Source organism: Actinomadura sp. NPDC048021 (assembly GCF_040653135.1).
Classification (GTDB): Bacteria; Actinomycetota; Actinomycetes; order Streptosporangiales; family Streptosporangiaceae; genus Spirillospora; species Spirillospora verrucosospora.
Genome location: NZ_JBEZJQ010000006.1, coordinates 141,931 through 163,552 on the forward strand (window position 1 = coordinate 141,931; position 21,622 = coordinate 163,552).

Annotated in this window: 19 protein-coding genes; 13 read left to right on the plus strand and 6 right to left on the minus strand. The window is 74.7% G+C overall.

Translation table 11 applies throughout. The features are described 5' to 3' along the window. The first annotated feature begins 11 nt into the window (after positions 1–11). The 6 genes from AB0C87_RS12410 (at position 12) to AB0C87_RS12435 (ending at position 4,468) form a co-directional block, all read left to right on the plus strand. The gene (locus AB0C87_RS12410; RefSeq protein WP_345175650.1) at positions 12–416 is read left to right on the plus strand and encodes a roadblock/LC7 domain-containing protein; all 405 of its coding nucleotides are present in this window, start codon (positions 12–14) and stop codon (positions 414–416) included. Further along, complete coding sequence (locus AB0C87_RS12415; RefSeq protein ID WP_345175651.1) at positions 413–775, plus strand: DUF742 domain-containing protein; 363 nt, start codon at positions 413–415, stop codon at positions 773–775. The genes AB0C87_RS12410 and AB0C87_RS12415 overlap by 4 nt, the downstream gene beginning before the upstream one ends. Then, positions 756–1,403, plus strand: coding sequence for an ATP/GTP-binding protein (locus tag AB0C87_RS12420; RefSeq protein ID WP_345175653.1), 648 nt, complete (start codon positions 756–758; stop codon positions 1,401–1,403). The genes AB0C87_RS12415 and AB0C87_RS12420 overlap by 20 nt, the downstream gene beginning before the upstream one ends. Beyond that, positions 1,400–2,635: a cytochrome P450 gene (locus AB0C87_RS12425; protein WP_345175656.1), complete on the plus strand. Its 1,236-nt coding sequence runs from the start codon at positions 1,400–1,402 to the stop codon at positions 2,633–2,635. Before AB0C87_RS12420 ends, AB0C87_RS12425 begins: the two co-directional genes overlap by 4 nt. Positions 2,636–2,727: 92 nt before the next feature. Then, entirely contained in the window at positions 2,728–3,891 is a 1,164-nt protein-coding gene (locus AB0C87_RS12430) for an acyl-CoA dehydrogenase family protein (RefSeq protein ID WP_360577422.1), read from the plus strand. Between the two features lie 31 nt (positions 3,892–3,922). Continuing rightward, positions 3,923–4,468 (plus strand): TetR/AcrR family transcriptional regulator, encoded by a 546-nt coding sequence (locus AB0C87_RS12435; protein ID WP_345175660.1) that lies wholly within the window; start codon positions 3,923–3,925, stop codon positions 4,466–4,468. Here AB0C87_RS12435 and AB0C87_RS12440 read toward each other — a convergent pair. Then, the gene (locus AB0C87_RS12440) at positions 4,465–4,878 is read right to left on the minus strand and encodes a hypothetical protein (RefSeq protein WP_360577424.1); all 414 of its coding nucleotides are present in this window, start codon (positions 4,876–4,878) and stop codon (positions 4,465–4,467) included. The genes AB0C87_RS12435 and AB0C87_RS12440 overlap by 4 nt on opposite strands. A 429-nt stretch (positions 4,879–5,307) precedes the next feature. Here AB0C87_RS12440 and AB0C87_RS12445 point away from each other — a divergent pair, with 429 nt between their 5' ends. The 4 genes from AB0C87_RS12445 to fdh all read left to right on the plus strand — a co-directional run bounded on the left by AB0C87_RS12445 (position 5,308) and on the right by fdh (position 11,726). Further along, positions 5,308–5,832, plus strand: coding sequence for a MarR family transcriptional regulator (locus tag AB0C87_RS12445; protein WP_345175664.1), 525 nt, complete (start codon positions 5,308–5,310; stop codon positions 5,830–5,832). A 264-nt stretch (positions 5,833–6,096) separates the two neighbouring features. Beyond that, positions 6,097–7,527, plus strand: coding sequence for a SpoIIE family protein phosphatase (locus AB0C87_RS12450; RefSeq protein ID WP_360577426.1), 1,431 nt, complete (start codon positions 6,097–6,099; stop codon positions 7,525–7,527). A gap of 78 nt (positions 7,528–7,605) precedes the next feature. Further along, entirely contained in the window at positions 7,606–8,343 is a 738-nt protein-coding gene (locus AB0C87_RS12455; protein WP_360577428.1) for a hypothetical protein, read from the plus strand. A 131-nt stretch (positions 8,344–8,474) separates the two neighbouring features. Then, positions 8,475–11,726 (plus strand): formate dehydrogenase, encoded by a 3,252-nt coding sequence (gene fdh, locus AB0C87_RS12460; protein ID WP_360577430.1) that lies wholly within the window; start codon positions 8,475–8,477, stop codon positions 11,724–11,726. Between the two features lie 179 nt (positions 11,727–11,905). Here the strand turns inward: fdh and selD are convergent, their stop codons facing one another. Genes selD through selA form a run of 3 tightly spaced genes read right to left on the minus strand, consistent with a single transcriptional unit; the run spans position 11,906 to position 15,998 of the window. After that, positions 11,906–12,907: a selenide, water dikinase SelD gene (gene selD / locus AB0C87_RS12465; RefSeq protein WP_353835314.1), complete on the minus strand. Its 1,002-nt coding sequence runs from the start codon at positions 12,905–12,907 to the stop codon at positions 11,906–11,908. Continuing rightward, positions 12,904–14,670, minus strand: coding sequence for a selenocysteine-specific translation elongation factor (gene selB, locus AB0C87_RS12470; protein ID WP_360577432.1), 1,767 nt, complete (start codon positions 14,668–14,670; stop codon positions 12,904–12,906). Before selB ends, selD begins: the two co-directional genes overlap by 4 nt. After that, complete coding sequence (selA, locus tag AB0C87_RS12475; protein ID WP_360577434.1) at positions 14,667–15,998, minus strand: L-seryl-tRNA(Sec) selenium transferase; 1,332 nt, start codon at positions 15,996–15,998, stop codon at positions 14,667–14,669. The genes selB and selA overlap by 4 nt, the downstream gene beginning before the upstream one ends. 102 nt (positions 15,999–16,100) lie before the next feature. Between selA and AB0C87_RS12480 the strand changes: the two genes are divergently transcribed. From AB0C87_RS12480 to AB0C87_RS12490, 3 genes are all read left to right on the plus strand, one after another. Next, positions 16,101–16,619 (plus strand): MarR family transcriptional regulator, encoded by a 519-nt coding sequence (locus tag AB0C87_RS12480; RefSeq protein ID WP_345175677.1) that lies wholly within the window; start codon positions 16,101–16,103, stop codon positions 16,617–16,619. Then, complete coding sequence (locus AB0C87_RS12485; RefSeq protein ID WP_360577436.1) at positions 16,616–17,470, plus strand: EamA family transporter; 855 nt, start codon at positions 16,616–16,618, stop codon at positions 17,468–17,470. Before AB0C87_RS12480 ends, AB0C87_RS12485 begins: the two co-directional genes overlap by 4 nt. A 143-nt stretch (positions 17,471–17,613) precedes the next feature. Beyond that, positions 17,614–18,855, plus strand: coding sequence for a helix-turn-helix domain-containing protein (locus AB0C87_RS12490; protein WP_345175679.1), 1,242 nt, complete (start codon positions 17,614–17,616; stop codon positions 18,853–18,855). A 16-nt stretch (positions 18,856–18,871) separates the two neighbouring features. On the opposite strand, the gene AB0C87_RS12495 is transcribed toward AB0C87_RS12490, so the two are convergent. Continuing rightward, on the minus strand, positions 18,872–20,629 hold the full coding sequence (locus AB0C87_RS12495) for a fatty acyl-AMP ligase (protein ID WP_360577438.1): 1,758 nt from the start codon (positions 20,627–20,629) through the stop codon (positions 18,872–18,874). Beyond that, positions 20,626–21,594: an acyl-CoA desaturase gene (locus tag AB0C87_RS12500; RefSeq protein WP_345175683.1), complete on the minus strand. Its 969-nt coding sequence runs from the start codon at positions 21,592–21,594 to the stop codon at positions 20,626–20,628. Before AB0C87_RS12500 ends, AB0C87_RS12495 begins: the two co-directional genes overlap by 4 nt. Positions 21,595–21,622: the final 28 nt, after the last annotated feature.

Here is a 21,622-nt window from a genome sequence, read left to right on the forward strand (position 1 = left end):
CCGTGATCTCGATGAGCACCGATGAGCGCCGACTCGACTGGCTTCTGACGTCCCTCGCGGAACGGACGCCCGGCGTCCAGCACGTCCTGGTGCTGTCCAGGGACGGTCTGAAGATCTGCCACACGCCCGGCCTCGACGACGACCGGGCCGACCAGCTCGCGGCCATCGCCTCGGGCATCCAGAGCCTGTCCATGACCGCCTCCCACGAGTTCGGTCGGGGCGTCGGCGCCGGCCAGTCGATGGTGGAGTTCGCGGGCGGGCTCCTGCTGATCATCCCGGCGGGCGAGGGGGCGCACCTGGCCGTCGTGGCCCGCGACGACGCCGACGTCGGCCTGGTCGGGCACAACATGAACGAACTGGTGGAGCAGATCGGCGGCTACCTGACCGCGGCTCCGCGCACCTCCGTTTCGAGATGAAACCGCGCCCCCTGGACCTCGACGATCCGGACCGGCTCTACACCGTGACCGGTGGCCGCAGCCGGGCCGGGGACGCGGACCTCGATCTCGTCACGCTGGTCGTCGCGGAGAACGACCCGGCGCCGGGCATGCAGTCCGAGCACGTCGCGATCCTGCGGCTGTGCCGGAACGAGCCGGTGGCCGTGGTCGAGCTGTCCTCCCATCTGCGGCTGCCGGTGAGCGTCGTGAAGATCCTTCTGCTCGACCTGCGCGACACCGGCCACATCACCGTCCGCCATCCGACCTCGGCCACCGCGACCACCCACCTGGCCGACCTGGACACCCTGAAGGAGGTGCTCGATGGACTCAAAGCCCTCTGACCGCGCACCGGAGCCCGCGACCGCGCCCGCGGGCGGCGTCCCGCTGCGCAGCAGCGTCCGGGACGCGCTGAAGATCGTGATCGTGGGCGGGTTCGGCGTAGGGAAGACCACCATGGTCGGCTCGATCTCCGAGATCCGCCCGCTGAGCACCGAGGAGGTCATGACGAAGGCCGGCGTCGGCATCGACGACCCGAGCGCCGTCGCCGACAAGCGGACCACCACGGTCGCCTTCGACTTCGGCCGGATCTCCCTGGACGCCCACCGCGTGCTCTACCTGTTCGGCGCCCCTGGCCAGCAGCGGTTCTGGTTCATCTGGGACCAGCTGTTCTCGGGCAGCCTGGGCGCGGTGGTGCTGGTGGACACGCGCCGCCTGGAGGAGTCCTTCTACCCGCTCGACCGGCTGGAGCACCACAAGATGCCGTTCGTGGTGGCGGTCAACCGGTTCGAGGGCCCCGAGCCGCGGCCCTCGCTGGACCTGGTCCGCGACGCGCTGTCGCTCCCCGCGGACGTCCCCCTGGTCGACTGCGACGCCCGGCAGCGCGAATCCTCCAAGAGCGTGCTGATCACACTCGTCCGGCACCTCACCACCCTCCACGATCCCGCCACGCTCCAGGAGGCCGCGCAGTGACCGACGAGACCGTCCGGCCGCCCGCCGACGAGAACGCCGTCCGCCTGTACGGGGAGGAGTTCGACCAGCGGCCGAAGGACTTCTTCGAGCGGATGCGGCGCGAGCACGGCCCCGTGGTGCCCGTCCTGCTCGAAGGCGACATCCCCGCCTGGTACGTGATCGGGTACCGGGAGGTCAACCACGTCACCGGCAACCCCGGGCTGTTCGCCCGCGACACCCGCCGGTGGAACGCCTGGGACATGGTCCCCGAGAACTGGTCGCTGCTGCCGTTCGTCGGCTGGAACCCCTCGGTGATGCTCGCCGAGGGCGAGGAGCACCACCGGCGCAGCGCGGCGATCAGCGACGCGCTGGACGCCGTCGACCGCACCGAGCTTGCGGGCATCAGCGAGCGCGTCGCCGACCACCTGATCGACGAGTTCGCCGGGGACGGCGAGGCCGACCTCGGCACCCAGTTCGCCGACCGGCTCCCCCCGATGGTGATGGTCGGGATCTTCGGCGTCCCCGACGCCGAGGTGCCGGACATGATCCGCGACATCCAGGCCGTGGCGGGCTCCGACGAGACCGCCGTCGCGGCCTACCAGCGGCTCCAGGAGACCATGCGCCGGCTGGCCGAGACCCGCAGGGCGCACCCCGGCCCGGACGTCACCTCCCGCCTCCTCCAGCACCCCGCCGGCTACACCGTCGACGAGCTGATCAGCGACCTGATCCCCATGCTCAGCGCCGGGACGCTGCCCACCGGCCACTGGATCGGCAACACGCTGCGGCTGATGCTGGTGGACGACCAGTTCGCCGTGACCCTCCAGGGCGGCCGCGGCAGCGTCACGCAGGCCCTCAACCAGGTGCTGTGGGAGGACACGCCGTCCCAGAACAACATCGGCCGCTTCGCCGTGCGCTCCTGCGAGCTGGCCGGCCGCAAGATCCGTCCGGGCGACATGCTGATCCTCGGCTGGGCCGCGGCGAACGCCGACCCCCAGGTCCAGCCGCCCGCGCAGGGCGCCGGCGCGGGCAACCGCGCCCACCTGTCGTTCGGCCACGGCGACCACGGATGCCCCTACCCCGCTCCTGAACTGGCCGAGGTCGTCGCCAGGACCGCGGTCGAGGTCCTGCTCGACCGCCTGCCCGACATCGAACTCGCCGTCAAACCGGACGAACTCCTGTGGCTCCCGTCCTTCTGGGTCCGCCGCCTCGCCGCCCTCCCCGTCAAATTCACCCCCACCCTGTCCCCCCACTGACCCCACGGTCGCCGTCCGCCGGGGTGAGCGTCCCGGCCTGAACACAGGGGGTGCCTCGCCCGGGAACATACCTATGGGTATGGTTCCGTACCATGGAGTATGGAGACGGGATCGTGCGCCGCGTGCGGGACCTCGCGCCGACGCTCGCCGAACGCGCGCCGGCCGCCGAGCGGGCGCGGCGGCTGCCCGACGAGACCATCGCCGACCTGGCCGCGACCGGGCTCTTCGAGATGCTGGTGCCGAAGCGGTTCGGCGGGGCCGAGCGCGGGTTCGAGGAGATGGCGGCGGCGTGCCGGGAGGCGGGCGCCGGATGCGCCTCGACCGGGTGGCTGTCGGTCATCTACACGCTGCACAACTGGATGGTCGGGCTCTTCCCGGAGCGGGCGCAGGCCGAGGTCTGGGCGGACCGGCCGTACGCGCTGATCCCGTGCGTCCTCGCGCCGACCGGGACGGGGGCCCCCGCGGACGGCGGGCACCGGGTCACCGGGCGCTGGTCGTGGGGCAGCGGGGTGATGCACGCCGGGCACGTCATGGTCATGGCGCTGGTCACCGCGGGCGACGCGATCGAGCCGCGGCTGTTCCTGCTGCCGCGCGAGGAGGTGGCCGTCCACGACGTCTGGCACACCAGCGGGATGCGGGGCACCGGCAGCAACGACATCGAGGTGGCGGACGTGTTCGTCCCGGAGCACCGGTCGGCGCCGCTCGCCGACCTGGCGGAGGGGCGCTCGCCCGGGTCCCTCGTCCACTCCGGGGCGCTCTACCGGACGCCGCTCGTCCCCGTGTTCGCGCTGACCGGCGCCGCGCCCGTGCTCGGCGTGGCCGAGGGCGTGCTGGCCCGGTTCGCCGAGAGGACCCGGAGCCGGGTGACGGCCTACTCCGGCGAGCGGCAGCGCGAGACCACCGGCGCGCAGATCCGGCTCGCGTCGGCGACCGCGGACCTGGCCGCCGCCCGGCTGCTGCTGGAGGACGCGCTGCGCGGCGTCGTCCGCGCCGTGGCGGAGGGGAACTGCGACCTGCGGTGTCGCGCCGGGGCCCGGCTGGCGGCCGCGCATGTCGCCGGGACCGCGCGGCGGGTCGTCAACGACCTGTGCTCGGCGGCCGGGGCGAGCGCGCAGTTCACCGGCTCGCCCTTCCAGCGGGCGCAGCGGGACGTGAATACGATCTCCGGGCACGTGGTGTTCGAACCGGACGCGGCGTACGCCCTCTACGGCAGGATCGAACTGGGCCTGGACCCCGGCCCGGTGACCCTGGTGTGACGGCGTCCGCGCGGCGGAGACGGGAGGTGTGATGACGGCCCGCACGAGGGCGGCGCGGCCCAGGGTGGCGCGGCGCGACTGGATCGAGGCCGCCTACGGGGAGCTGGCCCGCGCCGGCGAGCGCGGCGTGGCGATCACCACGCTGGCGGCCCGGCTCGGCGTCACCAAGGGCAGCTTCTACTGGCACTTCCGCGACCGCCCGGAGCTGATGCGGGCGCTGCTGGACCGGTGGGCGCACGAGCGGACCGACGAGGTCCTGGGGCTGGCGCTCGGCAGCACCGCCGATCCGCGCGAGCGGCTGCGCCGCATCCAGGCGCTCGGCCGCGAGGTCGCCCCGGTCGACCGGGCGATGCGGCTGTGGGCCCAGGACGAGCCCGCGGCGGAGGAGGCGGTGCGGCACGCCGACCGGGCGCTGCTCGGGCACATCGCCGCGTGCCTGGAGGACCTGGGGTTCGACGAGGAGGAGGCGTTCCTGCGGGCGCAGCTGATGCTGCGGGTCTGGGCCGGCGGCTACCTCGTGCCGGGGACCGGCCCCGACCCCCGGGAACGCATGCTGGAGATCCTTCTCGCCCCCTAGTCCCGCTCCCGGCGGACGAAGCCGTGCCGCGCCAGCACCTCGGCGAACTCCCGCCCGGCCGGGGTGAGCTCCTTGCCGAGGCCCCGGCACGCGGTGCAGCGCTCCTCTTCCGGCTCGTCCGGGCGGGCCCTCATGTGATCGTCGATGGCGCGTTCCACGGCGGTCACGATGGCGGGCTCGGCGGCCGCGACGCGCTCGGGCGCGGCGACGGGCGGGACGCCCGGGACGGGACGCCACTCGTGGGCGCGGCGGGCGGCCTGGGCGACCGCGATCAGCTCGCCGGCCCGGCGGTGCCAGGCGAGCCACTGCTCGTTCGGGGTGCTGCCCGTCCCCCCGCACACCGCGCAGTCGTCCTCCAGCGCCTCCAGCAGCCGCGACAGGAGCCCGGCGCTCGCCGCCCGGTCACCCATCCGGTCACCTCGCGCTGGCTTCACGAATCCCTGTCCGTTCACGGTCGCGTCGGCCGGGCCCCGCCGGGCCCACCCTCTCGTACGCGCCCCGGCGCCGCGGGGTTCGGATCCGCGCCGGTCGTCGCGGCGCGCCGGGCGCCTCGATGTCCGGAACCGGACACCGTCCACCGGTTCGCCGGGGCGGGTCGCGCGGCCGTCGAGCCCGTCGCGGACCGCCCCGTCGCCATCGGCCGGCACCCGCGCGCCGCCGGGCGTTTCCGCCCGCCGCCGCAGGCCGCACCGGACGCGGCCGTGCATCGCGCCGGTCCGAGCCTCTATCGTGGTACCGCCCGCGACCGTACCGCCCGGCCCAGACCGGGGGCGGCGCGGCGGGGCCACCGGGGGCGAGTGAGATGCCGCCGGCGGGGACTCCGTGCGAAAGGCTGGGGTGTGAGTCAGCGACGACCGCGGCCGTCAGGCGAAGAGCAGGCGGGAGCAGGACACGGCGCCGTCCCGGACGACGTCGCCGTCGCCGTGGAACGCGTGCTGAGCTCGACGGCGCTGCTCTGGAACCGCGCCGACCAGGGCCTCGAACCCGCCATCTCGCCGATCCAGCTGCGCGCCGTCGAGGTGATCGCCCGGTTCGGCCGGCCGAACCTCGGCGGGCTCGCCGAGGAGCTCGGCGCGATCCCCTCGTCCACGAGCCGGCTCTGCGACCGGCTGGAGGCGGCCGGGCTGATCGCGCGGGAGACCGCCCGCGTCGACCGCCGCGAGATCGTGCTGCGGCTGACCGACCAGGGCGAACGCCTGCACGCCGAGCTGGTCCGGCGGCGCCGCGCGGCCGTGCGGGACGTCCTGGCGCAGATGTCGCCGGCCTCCCGCGGGCGGCTGCTCGACGCGCTCACCGAGTTCGGCCAGGCGAGCGAGCGGGGCGAGCGCGGCGGGAGGGGGATGCCCGGGTCCCGGACGGCTTGACCGCCCTCCGCCCGACCCGGCGCGAACCCCTTCTCCCGCGGCTCGATATCAAGTATTTGCCATACGGCAAACTCTTTGGCAGTCTTCCCCTGCGGTCCTGCGTCCGAGACGCGGCGGACCCGATGGCAGAGCCGCATTCCCGCGGTTGGACGGCCGGTCGAGGGGGGCACGGCCGTTCCCGCGGTCCGGCGTCCCAGAACCGGACCGCGCGGGGGACGCGGCCGCGTCCGGCGCGTCGGCAGGCAGTGATGAGATGGGGTCGCAATGAGTACGCACGGCCGCCCGGCCAGGGATGAGCACGGCCGCCCGGCCAGGGATGAGCACGGCCGCCCGGCCAGGGATGAGCACGGCCGCCAGGCCGGGGTCGGGCAGGGACGCCCCGGCGGAGGCGGGGGCAGGCGCACGGCCAGGGTCGAGCGGGCGCTGCGCGCCGCCCCGGCGTACGCACTGCCCGAGGTGCTGGCCGCGACGCTCTCGCGGGAGTACCCCGCCGTCTCCGCCGCCCGGCTCCTGGTCTGCGACTACCACTCGCGCGCCCTCATGCCGGTCGCGCCGCTTCTGGCCACGCCCCACCCGGACAGCTTGGCCCTGACCGTTCCGGACGCCGAGGTGGCGGCCGCCGAGGAGGCGGCCGAGGAGGGCGTCGAGGCGATCGGGATCCGGCAGAGCCCTGCCGGGCGGGCGTTCATCACCGGCCGCGTCCTCGCGTCCCCCGAGGGGGACGGTGACGAGGCCGCCGAGACCGCGACCTATATACCGGTCCGCGCGCGCGGCGAGCGGATCGGCGTCCTGGAGCTCACTTCGTCCGGCCCCTGGAGCGCGGACGAGGTCGGCGAGCTGGCCGAGATCGGCGAGCTGGTCGGCAGCGCGCTGAAGGTCGCGTGGAACCGGACCGACCGGTACGAGCGGGCCAGGAGGCGGCACCGCCTCACCCTCGCCGCGGAACTGCAGTGGCAGCTCCTGCCCGGCCACGCCCACGCGGACGACTCGTTCAGCCTGGCGGGCCATCTGGAGCCGGCCTACTCGATCGGCGGCGACAACTTCGACTGGTCCGTCGAGCACGACCATCTGGCGCTGACCGTGACCAACGGCTCGGGCACGGGCATCAACGCGGCCCTGCTGACGTCCCTGACCGTCGGCGCGCTGCGCAACGCCCGCCGGTCCGGCGCCGACCTCGGCGAGCAGGCGAGCCTGGCCAACGACATGGTGCACGTGCGGCACGGCGGCCGGGAGTTCACCGAGACCCTCGTCATGCGGATCGACCTCGCCGACGGGACCGTGCACGTCATCGACGCGGGGTCCCCGAGGATCCTGCTGCTGCGCGGCGCCGAGGTGACGGCGGTGCCGCTGGAGCAGCAGATGCCGCTCGGCATGTTCCCCGACACCGAGTACCGGCCCCAGCGCTTCCCCCTCGAACCCGGCGACCGGCTGGTCATCGTCAGCGACGGCGTCTTCGCGGCGCGGGCCCCGTCCGGCGAGTACGGAACGCACGCGCTGGAGCAGGCCACCCGGCGGAGCCGGCTGCAGCCCGCGGCGGAGGTCCCGCTGACCGTGATCGACGAGCTCATCGAGTTCCACGAGGGCGCCGATCTGGCCGACGACGCCGTCGTGGTGTGCTTCGACTGGCACCGGCCGTCCGGCGGCTCCTCGCCGGACCCGCGCGGCGAGGCCGTGCGCGGCGGATCCGCGATCTGACCGGGACCGCTCGCGGAGCGGCGGCCCGGGGGCAGTAACCTTTCGGTTACTTGACAGCGAGGAACCGGGAGAGCGCCGATGGGCGAACTGACCGCCGCGGAGACCGTCCGCGCCGCCGACAGGATCATTCACGGTGTCGGGTCGCGGTGGATGCTGTCGCGCAGGACGGCCGAGCACGGCAAGGAGCAGGGGTACGGCAATCCGTTCGCGTACTACTTCGCCGGACGCGGCGGGGTCCTCGGCGACGTCGACGCCGAGGTCGTCGCGGCGGCGCTCGGCTGGTTCGAGCCGGGGTTCGTCCGCCCCCAGTGGGAGGAGGGCGTCGCGGTCGCCGGGGCGCGCGAGGCGACGCGGCGGTACGCCCTCGGATGCGCGGCCTGGGGCGAGTCCCACCTGCCGGACGACCCGCGCCTGTGCGAGCTGGCCGAGCGGGTGGCGCGCGCCGCCGAGGGGTCGGGGCTGCCGCTGTTCTGCGGCTGGCGCGCCGAACCGCTGCCGGACGGCTCCCGGGCCCGGCTCATGCAGCTGGTGCAGGTGCTGCGGGAGCTGCGCGGCGGGCTGCATCTCGTCGCGACGACCTCCGTCGGGCTCTCCCCGCTGGAGGCGATCCTGACCCAGGACGGGCCCGACACCGCGCGCTTCTTCGGCTGGCAGGGCGACCTCCCCGACTGCGCGGCGCTCAGGCCGCGCCGGGCGGAGGCCGAGGAGATCACCGACCGGCTGTCCGCCGCCGTCTACGAGCGGGCGCTGTCCCCGTCCGAGCGCGCCGAGTTCGCGGAGCGGATGGGCGCGGTCGGCGCGGCCGTCCTGCGCTGAGCGGTTCCGCGGAGCACCCGGTGCACCGGTCGAAGGACGGCGCCCCGTTCACGCTTCGCGCACCCCCCGTGTTTCGCGGGACGGGCGGCGGGTAGGTCGGCGGCGGGCCGAGCCGAGAAGGGCGGTGGGACGTGGGCGTTCGCACATGGATCGAGTCGTGGCCCGTCTACCGCCAGTTCACCGGCGACGACCCCCTCGGGCGGGGAGCGGCGTCCAAGAGCGCCCGCACCGAGCGGATCAGGCCACGGGTGAGCACCGCCGACGAGGTCGTGAAGTCCGTCTGCCCCTACTGCGCGGTCGGCTGCGGGCAGGACGTGTACGTCAAGGACGGCAAGGTCACCCAGATCGAGGGCGACCCCGACTCGCCGGTCAGCCGCGGGCGGCTGTGCCCGAAGGGGTCGGCGAGCCTCCAGCTGACGACCGGGCCGGCCCGCGAGCACCGGGTGCTGTACCGGCGCCCGCACGGCACCGGGTGGGAGCCGCTCGACCTCGACACGGCCATGGACATGATCGCCGACCGGGTGATCGAGGCCCGCCGGCACAGCTGGCAGTGGGAGCAGGACGACGTGCGGGTGCGGCGGACGCTGGGCTTCGCGAGCCTCGGCGGCGCCACGCTCGACAACGAGGAGAACTACCTGATCAAGAAGCTGTTCACCGCGCTCGGCGCGGTGCAGATCGAGAATCAGGCCCGCATTTGACACTCCTCCACCGTCCCCGGTCTGGGGACCTCGTTCGGACGCGGCGGCGCGACCACCTTCCAGCAGGATCTGCAGCACGCGGACTGCATCGTCATCCAGGGCTCGAACATGGCCGAGTGCCATCCGGTCGGGTTCCAGTGGGTGATGGAGGCGAAGGCGCGCGGGGCGAAGCTGATCCACGTGGACCCGCGGTTCACGCGGACGAGCGCGCTCGCCGACGAGCACGTCCCGCTGCGCGCGGGAAGTGACATCGCGTTCCTCGGCGGGATCATCAACTACGTCCTGCAGAACGAGAAGTACTTCCGCGACTACGTCGTCCCCTACACCAACGCGTCGGTGATCCTCACCGAGGAGTTCCGCGACACCGAGGACCTGGACGGCGTGTTCTCCGGCCTGGACCCGGAGAAGCGCGGCTACGACCACCGGACGTGGCAGTACGAGGGCATGGAGGTCCAGGCCGCCTCCGGCGAGCGCGACATGGAGTACGAGGACCGCGTCGGGTCGGTCGAGGAGGCGGCGCGCGGCGAGGCGCACGGTTCGGGCGGCGCGGCGATCGGCGTGGGCGACCCGGAGCGGGACCCGACGCTGGAGCATCCGCGGTGCGTGTTCCAGGTGCTGAAGCGGCACTACGCGCGGTACACGCCGGAGATGGTCGAGCGGATCTGCGGCGTCCCCCGCGACCAGTTCCTCAAGGTCTGCGAGATGGTCACCGAGAACTCCGGCCGCGACCGGACGACCGCGTTCGCGTACGCGGTGGGCTGGACGCAGCACACGGTCGGGGTCCAGTACATCCGCGCGGCGTCGGTGCTGCAGGGGCTGCTCGGCAACATCGGCCGCCCCGGCGGCGGCATCCTGGCGCTGCGCGGCCACGCGTCCATCCAGGGTTCGACGGACATCCCGACGCTGTTCAACCTGCTGCCCGGCTACATCCCGATGCCGCACGCCCACGGCAACGAGGACCTGGACACGTTCATCGAAGCGGAGGCGGCGCGCAAGGGCTTCTGGGGCGACATGCGCTCCTACATGGTCAGCCTGCTGAAGGCGTACTGGGGCGACGCGGCGACGGCCGACAACGACTACCGCTTCGACTACCTGCCGCGGCTGACCGGCTCCCACAGCACCTACGAGACCTCCATGGCGCAGATCGACGGGGTGTGCAAGGGCTACTTCCTGATGGGCGAGAACCCGGCCGTCGGGTCGGCCAACGCCAAGATCCAGCGGCTCGGGATGGCCAACCTCGACTGGCTCGTCGTCCGCGACTTCTCGCTGATCGAGTCGGCGACGTGGTGGAAGGACGGCCCGGAGATCGAGTCGGGCGAGATGCGCACCGAGGACATCGGCACCGAGGTGTTCTTCCTGCCCGCCGCCGCGCACACCGAGAAGGACGGCAGCTTCACCAACACGCAGCGGATGCTCCAGTGGCACCACAAGGCCGTGGAGCCCGCCGGGGACACGCGCAGCGACCTGTGGTTCACCTACCACCTCGGCCGCATCATCCGGGAGAAGCTCGCCGGGTCCGCCGACGACATGGACCGGCCGGTCCTCGACCTCACGTGGGACTACCCGACCAGGGGCGATCTCGCGGAGCCGGACGCCGAGGCCGTGCTCGCCGAGATCAACGGCCGGGACGCGGACGGGAACCCGCTGTCGTCCTACACGCAGCTGAAGGACGACGGGTCCACCTCGTGCGGCTGCTGGATCTACTGCGGCTGCTTCGCCGACGGCGTCAACCAGACGGCGCGCCGCAAGCCCGGCAAGGACCAGAACTGGGTGGCCCCCGAGTGGGGCTGGGCGTGGCCGATGAACCGCCGCATCCTCTACAACCGGGCGTCCGCCGACCCGGACGGCAAGCCGTGGAGCGACCGCAAGGCGCTCATCTGGTGGGACGCCGAGGAGGGCAAGTGGACGGGCCACGACGTACCCGACTTCATCGCCGACCGCCCGCCCGACTACAAGCCCCCGCGCGACGCGACGGGTCCGGACGCGCTCGCCGGCAACGACCCGTTCATCATGCAGGCCGACGGCAAGGCGTGGCTGTACGCGCCCGCCGGCCTGACCGACGGCCCGCTTCCGACGCACTACGAGCCGCAGGACTCGCCGTTCCAGAACGCGCTGTACAAGCAGCAGCGCAACCCCGTCCGGCATTTGTCGCCGCCGCATCCCGACAACCGGTACGCGCCGAGCGGCACGGAGCCGGGGGCCGAGGTCTACCCGTACGTGGCGACGACGTACCGGCTCACCGAGCACCACACGGCGGGCGGCATGTCGCGCTGGCAGCCGTACCTGGCGGAGCTGCAACCGGAGTTCTTCTGCGAGGTCTCGCCGGAACTGGCGGCCGAGCGGCGCCTGGAGCACGGCGGGTGGGCGACGATCGTCAGCCCGCGCGCCGTCGTGGAGGCGCGGGTCCTGGTGACCGAGCGCATGTCGCCGCTGACCGTGGACGGCCGCAAGCTCCACCAGGTCGGACTGCCCTACCACTGGGGCCCGAACGGCTACAGCCGCGGCGACGCGGCCAACGAGCTGCTGCACCTGTCCCTGGACCCGAACACCCACATCCAGGAGGCGAAGGCGCTGTCGGTCGACATCCGCCCGGGCCGCCGCCCGCGCGGCCCCGCCGCCCCCGCCCTGGTCCGCGAGTACCAGCGACGAGCCGGCATCACCGACCAAACCGGAACCGAGTTGTAGGGCCTTTCTCTCCTCCTTCGGGCCTGGCGGCCCTCCATCGTCGAGAAACGCGGGCGATCGCCGGCATCGCTCCGACTCGCCCAGAGGCTCGCTGCGCGATCAGGTTCTCGCGAGCTCGAACCTGCCTTCGGACGCGATCGCGACCATCCCGGTCGTCGCGGGGTCTCGGAACCCGGGCTTCAGCGGACGATCAGGGGGTGGTCGGCTGCGGGGATGAGTTCGCCTATGACGGGGGCGCCGGGGATCTCGCCTGCGAGCAGGAGGCCGCCGGAGGTCTGGGCGTCGGCGAGCAGCAGGCGGTCGTCCTCGCCAACGGCGCCGAAGTCGGTGTGCGGGGCCACCCATTCGAAGTTGCGGCGGGTGCCGCCGCTGACGTACCCGTCGCGCAGGGACGCGCGGGCGCCGTCGAGGTAGGGGACGGCGGCGGCGTCGACCACGGCGGTCACGCCGGACGCGCGGGCCATCTTGTAGAGGTGGCCGAGCAGCCCGAAGCCGGTCACGTCGGTGGCGCAGGCGATCCCGGCGTCCAGCGCGGCGGCGGACGCGTCGCGGTTCAGCGCGGCCATGGTCGCGACGGCGTGCGGGAAGACCTCGCCCGTCGCCTTGTGGCGGTTGTTCAGGACGCCGAGGCCGAGGGGCTTGGTGAGGCTGAGCGGCGTGCCCGGCTTGCCGGTGTCGTTGCGCAGGAGGCGGGCGGGGTCGGCGACCCCGGTGACGGCCATGCCGTACTTGGGCTCGGGGTCGTCGACGCTGTGGCCGCCGCCGACGTGGCAGCCCGCCTCGGCGGCGACGTCGAGGCCGCCGCGCAGGACCTCGCGCGCCAGGTCGAACGGCAGGACGTCGCGGGGCCAGGCGAGCAGGTTCACCGCCACGACGGGACTGCCGCCGATCGCGTAGACGTCGGACAGGGCGTTGGCGGCGGCGATGCGCCCCCAGTCGTAGGGATCGTCGACGACGGGCGTGAAGAAGTCGGCGGTGGCGACGGCGGCGAGGCCGTCGCGGAGCCGGACCACGGCCGCGTCGTCGCCGGTGTCCAGGCCGACGAGCAGGTCGGCGTTGGGCGAGGCGGGCGCGGCGCCGAGGCCGGCGACGACCTCTTCGAGCTCGCCGGGCGGGATCTTGCAGGCGCAGCCGCCGCCGTGCGCGTACTGCGTGAGCCGTTTCTGGGTGGCGTCGGTCATGACTGCCTTCCGGTGCAGCGGCGGCGGAGGTCGTCGACCCGGACCGTGTAGCCGCGGTCGTCCAGGTACTCCAGGAGCGGGACGGCGACGCGGCGGGTGGTGCCGAGCGCGCGGCGCGCCTCGCTCAGCGTGAACGGGCCGCCGAGCCCGGCGAGCAGTCCGGCGGCGCGGGCGTCGTCGCCGGGCAGCAGGACGACGCCGTCGGCCACCTTGAGCAGCGCGCCGGTCGCGGCGGCGACGGCGAGCAGCTTCGGCGTGAGGCCGAGTTCGGCGAGCCGGTTCGCGTCCGGCGCCTGGAACGGGGCCGCGGCCAGGTCGCGGCGGACGGCGTCGACGGCCTCGCGCACGGGCGGCGGCAGCTCGGGCGCGGTCGTCCGGCCGTAGATCCTGCCGTCGCGCCGCAGGAGGCCCCCGGCGAGCGCGTCGACGAGGACGCGGTCGGGGAGGCCGAGAGCGCGGCGCGCGGCGTCGGCCGGGAGGCCGGGGTCGGTGGGGTTCGCCGCGGCGTGCTCCTCGACGGCCGACGCGAGGCGCCCGCGCAGGTCCGTCCAGAGCGCGGGGTCGGCGAGCCACTCCCCCGCCACCGGCTCGAAGGGGACGGGCACTCCCATCGCGACCAGGTCCGACCGCCTGATCAGGCCCCGGCGGCGGACCTCCTCGGCGCCGTCCGGGCGCCCGGTCATGGCGGCGAGCACCCGGGCCCGCGCGGCCGCCGCGCCGCGCCGCGCGAACGGCTCGGGGCGGACGTCCAGGACCGTCACGCCCGCCGGGACGCGGTGCCGCCCGGGGTCGCGCAGCAGGGCGACGTCCCCGACGCGCAGCGGCAGCGGGCGGCGCAGCGACAGCCGCGCCGTGTCGTCCCCCAGCGGGCGGACGTGGACCGGGACCGCCGCCGTCCCCGCGTGCAGCGTCAGCTCGCGCGGCAGGTCGGACGCGGCGTCGCCGCGCAGCCGGACGTCGACGACGTCGGCGGCGAGCCAGCGCCCGGGGGTGAGCAGGGCGCCGCCCCGGCCGAGGTCTCCCGCGTCGCCGTGCAGGTTGACGGCGACGCGGGCGACGGCGCCGACCTCTTCGTGGTCCTCCTTGAGGCTCTGGAGCCCCCGCACGCGCAGGAGGGCGTCGCCGGCGGCGAGGCGGTCGCCGACGCTGATCGTTCCCGCGCCGAGCGTGCCGGTCACGACCGTGCCCCTGCCGCGGACGGTGAAGACCCGGTCGATCCAGAGGCGGACGTCGGCGTCCCGCTCGGGTTCCGGGAGGGAGCGGGTGAGCCGTTCCAGGGCCGCCCGCAGCTCGTCGAGGCCGTCGCCCGTGGCGCCGCTGACCGCGACCGCTTCGACCCGGCCGAGGGAGGTGGCCGCGAGGTGGGCGAGGGACTCCTCCCGCACCCGGTCCGCCGCCGCGGCGTCGGCGAGGTCGCGGCGCGTCACGACGAGGAGGCCGTGCCGGACGCCGAGCGCGTCGAGGACCGCCAGGTGCTCCTCGGACTGGCGCTGCCAGCCCTGGTCGGCGGCCACCACGAACACCACGGCCGGGACGGGCCCGACCCCGGCGAGCATCGTGGTGACGAGCCGCTCGTGCCCGGGGACGTCGACGAAGGCGATCCGGTCGCCGCCCGGCAGGGCCGTCCAGGCGAAGCCCAGCTCGATGGTGAGGCCGCGCCGCCGCTCCTCCTCCAGCCGGTCGGGCTCCATCCCGGTGAGGGCGCGGACGAGCGTGGACTTGCCGTGGTCGACGTGGCCGGCGGTGGCGACGACGTGCGTCATCGGGCCCCCTGGCGGGCCTGGGCCAGGACGGCCTCGGCGAGGGCGCCGTCCTGGTCGGGCGGCACGGACCGCAGGTCGAGCAGGCACCGGCCGTCCTCCACGCGGCCCATCACGGCGGGCGTCCCCCGCCGCAGCCGGGACGCGTAGTGCTCGGGCACCGAGACCGCCGCGCTCGGCAGGACGACGCCCGGCGCGCCGCCGCCGCCCACCGCCGCCTCGCTCCCGGCGGCCGCCGCGTCCACTCCCGCGTCCCGGAGCCGGGCGGCGAGCCGCTCGGCCCGTTCCCGCACCGCGCCCGCGTCGGCGTGCAGCGCCTCGGCCGTGGGGGTGAGCGGCCCGCGGAGGGTGGCCTCCAGGGCGGCGAGCGTCAGCTTGTCGACCCGCAGGGCCCGCGCGAGCGGATGGCGGGCGAGGCGCCGCACCGGCTCGTCCCTCCCGAGGATCAGGCCGCACTGCGGGCCTCCGAGCAGCTTGTCGCCGCTGGCGGTGACGAGGTCGGCGCCCGCCTTGAGCATGGACGCGGCATCGGGCTCGTCGGGCAGGAGCGGCTCGGGGGCGAGCAGGCCGGAGCCGATGTCGGCCACGACCGGCACCCCGAGCCCGGCCAGCTCCGCGACGCCGGCGCCGCGCGCGAAGCCGGTCATGCGGAAGTTGGAGGGGTGCACCTTGAGGATGAACCCGGTCTCCTCGCCGACGGCCGCGGCGTAGTCGTCCGGCGTGGTCCGGTTCGTCATGCCGACCTCGCGCAGCCGGGTGCCGGTGGCGGCCAGCAGCTCGGGGATGCGGAACCCGTCGCCGATCTCCACCATCTCGCCGCGGCTGATGACGATCTCCCGGCCGGGGGCGAGCGCGGCGGCGGCCAGCACCAGCGCCGCCGCTCCGTTGTTGACGACGTGCGCGGCCTCCGCCTGGGGCACCCGCTCGCGCAGCGCCGCGAGGACCGACCGCCCGCGCTTGGCGCGACGGCCGGTCTCCAGGTCGAGTTCGACGTCGGTGGCGCCGGAGGCCACCGCCACGGCCTCGCGGGCCGCCGGCGACAGCGGCGCCCGCCCGAGGTTGGTGTGCAGCAGGACGCCGGTCGCGTTGATCACCGGGCGGAGGCCGGAGGCGTTCGGCGGCAGCGACGCGACGGCGGCGTCGGCCACCGCCTCCGGCGCGATCTCTCCGGCGCGGGCCCGGCGCTGGGCGGCGACGACCGCGGCCTTCACGACGCCGCGCCCGAGCCGCGCCGCCGCGCTCGCGAGGCGCGGTTCGGCGAGCAGCACGTCCGTTCGGGCGATCCGCCGCCGCTCGTCCTCCCCCGCGGCGGGCCCGGCCTCGCGATCCATCAGGCGACCTCCGACATGCAGCGCTACCCCGCCAGCATGGCACGCAAACAGCGCCGCCCCGGAGGAGGGCGCGCCCGCCGGGGCTGCTAACATGCATGACTCATGCATGACAGACTCGCGAACCTGCTGGGCGCCGCCTCGCTGGCGGTGACCGACCTGGTGCTGGCCGGGGCCACCGGCACGGGGCGGGTGAGCGCGAGCGGCGCCGCGGCGCTGGTCGTCCTCTCCCATGCGCCCGGCCTCGGCGTCACCGAGCTCGGACGCCGCGTCGGGTTGACCCAGTCCGCCGCCGCGCGCATGGTGGACGGGCTCCAGACGGCCGGCCTGGTCCGGCGCCGTCCCGGCGGGGGGCGCGCCGTCCAGGTCCTGCTGACGCCGGAGGGCGAGGAGGCGGCGCGCGCGATGCTGGCCGCGCGGGACGCGCCGCTGGCCGGCGTCCTGGACGTCTTGGACGGCGCCGAGCGCGAGGCGCTCACCGGGCTGCTGGCCAAGCTCCTGGCCCGCCTCTACGAGGAGATCGGCGACTCCGACGTCATCTGCCGCCTCTGCGACCGGGGGTGCTGCACGAGCGGCGGCGTCTGTCCGGTCGGCCAGGCCGAACGCGACGCGGGGCGCGCATGACGGGCGTCCTCCTGGCCCTGACCTCGGCGCTGCTCTACGGGGTCGCCGACGTCTGGGGCGGCCTGTTGTCGCGCCGCGCCGACTTCGCCGCCGTCGCGCTGCTCGGCCAGGTCGGCGGGCTCGCGTGCGCGGTCGCCGCGGCGGTGGCCGTCCCCGCTTCCGACGTGGCCGCCGGGGACCTCGCGTGGGGCGCGCTCTCGGGCGCCGGGACGGGCCTCGCGATGGTCTTCCTCTACCGGGGCATCAGCAGGGGGAACCTGAGCATCGTCGTCCCGGTCAGCGCGGTCGGCGGGGTGGCGTTGCCGGTGGTCGTCGGCGTCGCGTTCCTCGGCGACCGCCCCACGGCGGCGGCCTGGCTCGGGATCGGCAACGTGGTGCCCGCGCTGTGGCTGGTGTCCCGGTCACGGTCGGACGAGGGCGGCCGGGTCCGCGCGGCCCTCGTGAACGGGCTCGCGGCGGGCGCCGGGATCGGGGTGCAGTACCTGGCCCTCGCCCAGGCGGGCGACGACTCCGGCCTCTGGCCCGTCGCGGCGGGACGGGTCGCGGCCGTCCTCGCGATCGCTCCGGTGATGCGCTCGCGCGGGCGGCGCCCACCAGGCGGCCTCCCGGGCGGGACGACGTGGCTGTGGGCGGCGGTGAACGGCGGCCTCGCGGCGGCGGCGCTCGTCTGCTACCTCCTCGCGACCCGGCAGCAGCTCGTCGTCATCGCGGTCGTGCTGTCCTCGCTGTACCCGGTGGTCCCGGTGCTGCTCGGCGTCACGGCGCTGTGCGAGCGCCTGTCGCGGACGCAGGCCGCGGGCCTCGCCGGCGCCGCCGCGGCCGTCGTCCTGCTGACGCTCGCCGCCGGATGAGGACCACTCCTTGTCCGCCGCCACCAGGCGCATCGGTCGGGTGTGACAAGGAATCGGGCGGCGTTGTCACCCATCTGAGTGTCTTGTGCGACGCGCGCTCCCTAGCCTGGCGGCCCCAGGTGTCCGCTGACGGAGGTGACACTTTGACGGAGCTGCACGAGAGGTCCGCCCAGGCCGACGATCTGTCAGGGGAGCCCTGGCGCGACGTCCCCCGGGAAGAGGCGCAGTGGATCCGCCCCCACCTTCCGGCGCTGGTCGACTCCATGGTGGAGGGCGTGCTGCGGAACGTCCCCGAGTACGCGCGCCCCGACGACCCCGTCTACACCGAGGTGATGCGCCTCGCGGCGGCGCAGGCCATGGGGCACTTCGTCCAGATGATCGCCGACCCCGACGCCTCCCTGCGGGAGGTGCACCAGGTCTACTTCGACATCGGGTACGGGGAGGCCGTCGAGGGGCGCGGGCTCGAGCACCTGCAGAACGCGATGCGCGTCGCCTCCAGGACCGCGTGGCGGTACCTGTCGCGCGAGGCCGACCGGCTGAAGAAGCCGCGCGACCTGGCGATCGCGCTCACCGAGGCGAACCTCGCCTACCTGGACCTTCTGGCGTCCGCCGCCGCGCAGGGCTACGCCCGGGCGCGGGAGAAGGCCGCGGGCGAGCGCGAGCAGCGCCGCGCCCGCCTGATGAGCCTGCTGCTGTCGGACCCGGCGGCGCCGCGGGACGTCGTCGCCGAGCAGGCCAACCTCGCCGGCTGGCCGCTGCCCGAACGGCTGGCGGTGATCGTGCTGGAGCCGCGGCCCGGCGGCGCCGGGGAGGGGCCCGCCGGGCTGCCGCCGTCCCTGCTGAGCGGCCTGGACCGCGGCCGGCCGTGCCTGGTGATGCCCGACCCGGACCGCCCCGGCGGCCCCGACCGGCTGACCGCCACCCTCGGCGGCTGGGCGGGCGCGGTCGGGCCCTCGGTGCCGCTGGACCGGGCGGGGGTCTCGCTGCGCTGGGCGCACCGGACGCTCGACTCGATGGAGGCCGGGCGGCTCGCCCGGCAGGACCCCGGCGCGCTCGTCCACGCCGACCGGTACGTGCCCGACCTGCTGCTGGAGGAGGGCTGGACGCTCGCCGAGGCGGCCGCCCGGCGCCGGCTGGCCCCGCTCACCGAGCTCGGCCCGCACCGCGGCGGCCGGCTGGCGGCCACGCTGCTGGAGTGCCTCAGGCACGGCTTCAACGCGACGGACGCGGCGGAGGCGCTGTGCGTGCACCCGCAGACCGTCCGGTACCGGCTGGCGCAGCTGCACGAGATCTTCGACTACGACATCGAGGCCCCGGCGATCCGTCTGGAGCTGATGCTGCTGCTCCCCGTCTGGCTGCGCGGCGCCGGCGGGGAGCACGCGTGAGGGACGCGGTCACCGCTCACTCGGGCCGGGGCGCCGCCTCCGGGACCGGCAGCCTCCCCTCCAGGTAGGCCCGCCGGCACGCGGACCGGGCGATCTTCCCGCTGCTGGTGCGCGGCAGGCCCCCGGGCTCGATCAGCACGAAGTCGTGCACGCGCAGGTCGTGCTGCTGCTTCACGGCCGTCCGCACCGCCCGCGCCACCTCCTCCTGGTCGAGCAGGGCGACCGGCACCCGGCGGTTCCGCTCGGCCACCACGACCAGGCCCTCCGTGCCGCCGGTGTCGACCGCCACCGCGCAGGCGTACTCGCGGCGGATCGCTCGGTGCGCGCCGGAGACGGTGAACTCGATGTCCTGCGGGTAGTGGTTGCGCCCGTCCACGATGACCAGGTCCTTGATCCGGCCGGTGACGAACAGCTCCCCGCCGTGCAGGACGCCGAGGTCCCCGGTGCGCAGCCACGGGGAGCGCGGCAGGTCGCCGTGGTCCGCCAGCACCGCCTCGAACGTCTCCCTTGTGGCCTCGGGCCGCCCCCAGTAGCCGGCCGCGACGTTCGGGCCGTGCACCCAGATCTCCCCGACGGCGCCGTCCGCGAGCCGCACGCCGGTCTCGGGGTCGGCGATGACGGTGTGCTGCCCGTAGGACGTCCCGCAGGCGATCAGCTGGATCGCGCCGGGCGCGCCCGGGTCGCAGGGCTCGGCGACGCCCCGGCGCAGCCCCTCGTGGTCGAACGCGACGCGGGTCGGCTCCCGGAACCGGGACGAGGCCGACACGTAGACGGTCGCCTCCGCCAGCCCGTACGCGCACACCTGCGCCTCGGGCCGCAGCCCGCAGTCCTTGAACGCCTCGTAGAAGCCGGTGAGCGTGCTCTCCCGGATCGGCTCCGCGCCGTTCATGAAGACCTGCACGCCGCTCAGGTCGAGCTTCGCCTTCTCCTCCTCGGTGACCTGCGCGGTGAGGTACTCGTAGGCGAAGTTGGGGCCGCCGGTGAACGCGTGGTGCTGGGCGCTGAGCAGCTCCAGCCAGCGGACAGGGCGCATGACGAACGCCACCGGATCCATGATCACGCCCGGGTTGCCGTACACCAGCGGCAGCGCGACGGTGGTGACCAGGCCCATGTCGTGGAAGACGGGCAGCCAGTTCACGCCGGACGACACGCGCGGGATGCCGTCGAACGTCCGCCACAGCTGCTCGGCGTTCGTCGCGAAGTTCCCGTGCGTGATGATCACGCCCGCGGGGGTGCGGGTCGAGCCGGAGGTGTACTGCAGGTAGGCGACGTCGCCCGGGTCGACCGGCTCGGGCGTCCAGTCGAGCGCCGCGTCCACCTCGTCGGCGACGATGATCTCGGCGGGCTCGCGGACGCCGCCGCCCGCGAGGAACGAGCGCACGTGCGGCAGCGACGCGCTCGTGGTGATCACCACGTCGGGCTCGGCGTCCCGGTAGACGGCGAGGAGCCGGTCGCCGTGGCCCGGCAGGTCCGGGGAGAACAGCGGGACGCCGATGACGCGGGCGTACATGGCGCCGAGGAACGCGGTGACGTAGTGCAGGTCCTGCGGGGCGAGCAGCGCGACCCGCCGTCCGGGCTCGGTGGCCCGGCGGATGGCGGCGGCGGTGCTGCGGGCGCGCCGGTCCAGCTCGCCCCAGGTCACGTCGGTCGCGACGCCGTCCGGGTCCGCCGTGTAGTCCATGAACGTGTAGGCGCGGTCGCCGGGGAAGTCCTTGGCGAACCGGGCGAGCCGCTCGATCAGCGGCGTGCGGTCGAGCGGGGGGAGGTCGGTCATGCTCGCTCTCCGGTGCTGGGGGCGGTCACGCGGCGGGCGGCGAGGCGCTCGTGGTCGGGCCAGCGGACGTCCCAGACCCAGCCGAGCCTCTCGAACACCCAGATGACGCGGGCGCTGATGTCGATCTGGCCCTTGAGGACGCCGTGCCGCGCGCAGGTCGGGTCGGCGTGGTGCAGGTTGTGCCAGGACTCGCCGAACGACGGGATCGCCAGCCACCACACGTTGCGGGCCCGGTCGCGCGTCCTGAAGTCCTCCTTGCCGAACACGTGGCAGATCGAGTTGATCGAGAACGTGATGTGGTCGCCGACGAAGACGCGCATCACCCCGCCCCAGAACAGCGCGGTGACGGCGCCGTGCCACGACCAGGTGAGCAGCGCGCCCAGCCCCATCGGGACGAGGAAGGTCGACAGCACGATCACGGCGTACACGGGGTCGAGGGACAGGAACCGGATGTCCCGGTCCTTGAGCAGGTCGGGCGCGTACTTGCCGCGGGACGTGCGCTCCTTGCCGAACAGCCAGCCCATGTGCGCGTGGTAGAGGCCCTTGGTGAGGCCCCACACACCGGGTCCGTACGCCCAGGGCGAGTGGGGGTCGCCCTCCTGGTCGGCGTACTTGTGGTGGCGGCGGTGGTCGGCGACCCAGCGGACCACCGAGCCGTGCATGGCCTGCCCGCCGAGGATCGCGAGGGCGATCCGCAGCCACCGCTTGGCCTTGAAGCCGCCGTGGGTGAAGTGCCGGTGGTAGCCGACCGTGATCCCGATCGCGTTCAGCGGGTACAGGAACGCGAAGATGGCCATGTCGGTCCAGCCGATCCCCCAGCCCCACAGGAAGGGGACGGCGCCCAGCAGCCCGATGACGGGCCCGACCACGAACACCACGACCGCGACGCGCTCGGGGAACGGGACGGTGCCGGACAGGTCCGGCTGCGGGGTGCGGCTGCCGACGTCGGCGACGCCCGCTGTCATGTCACGACTCCTTCGATTCCGGGTTGCG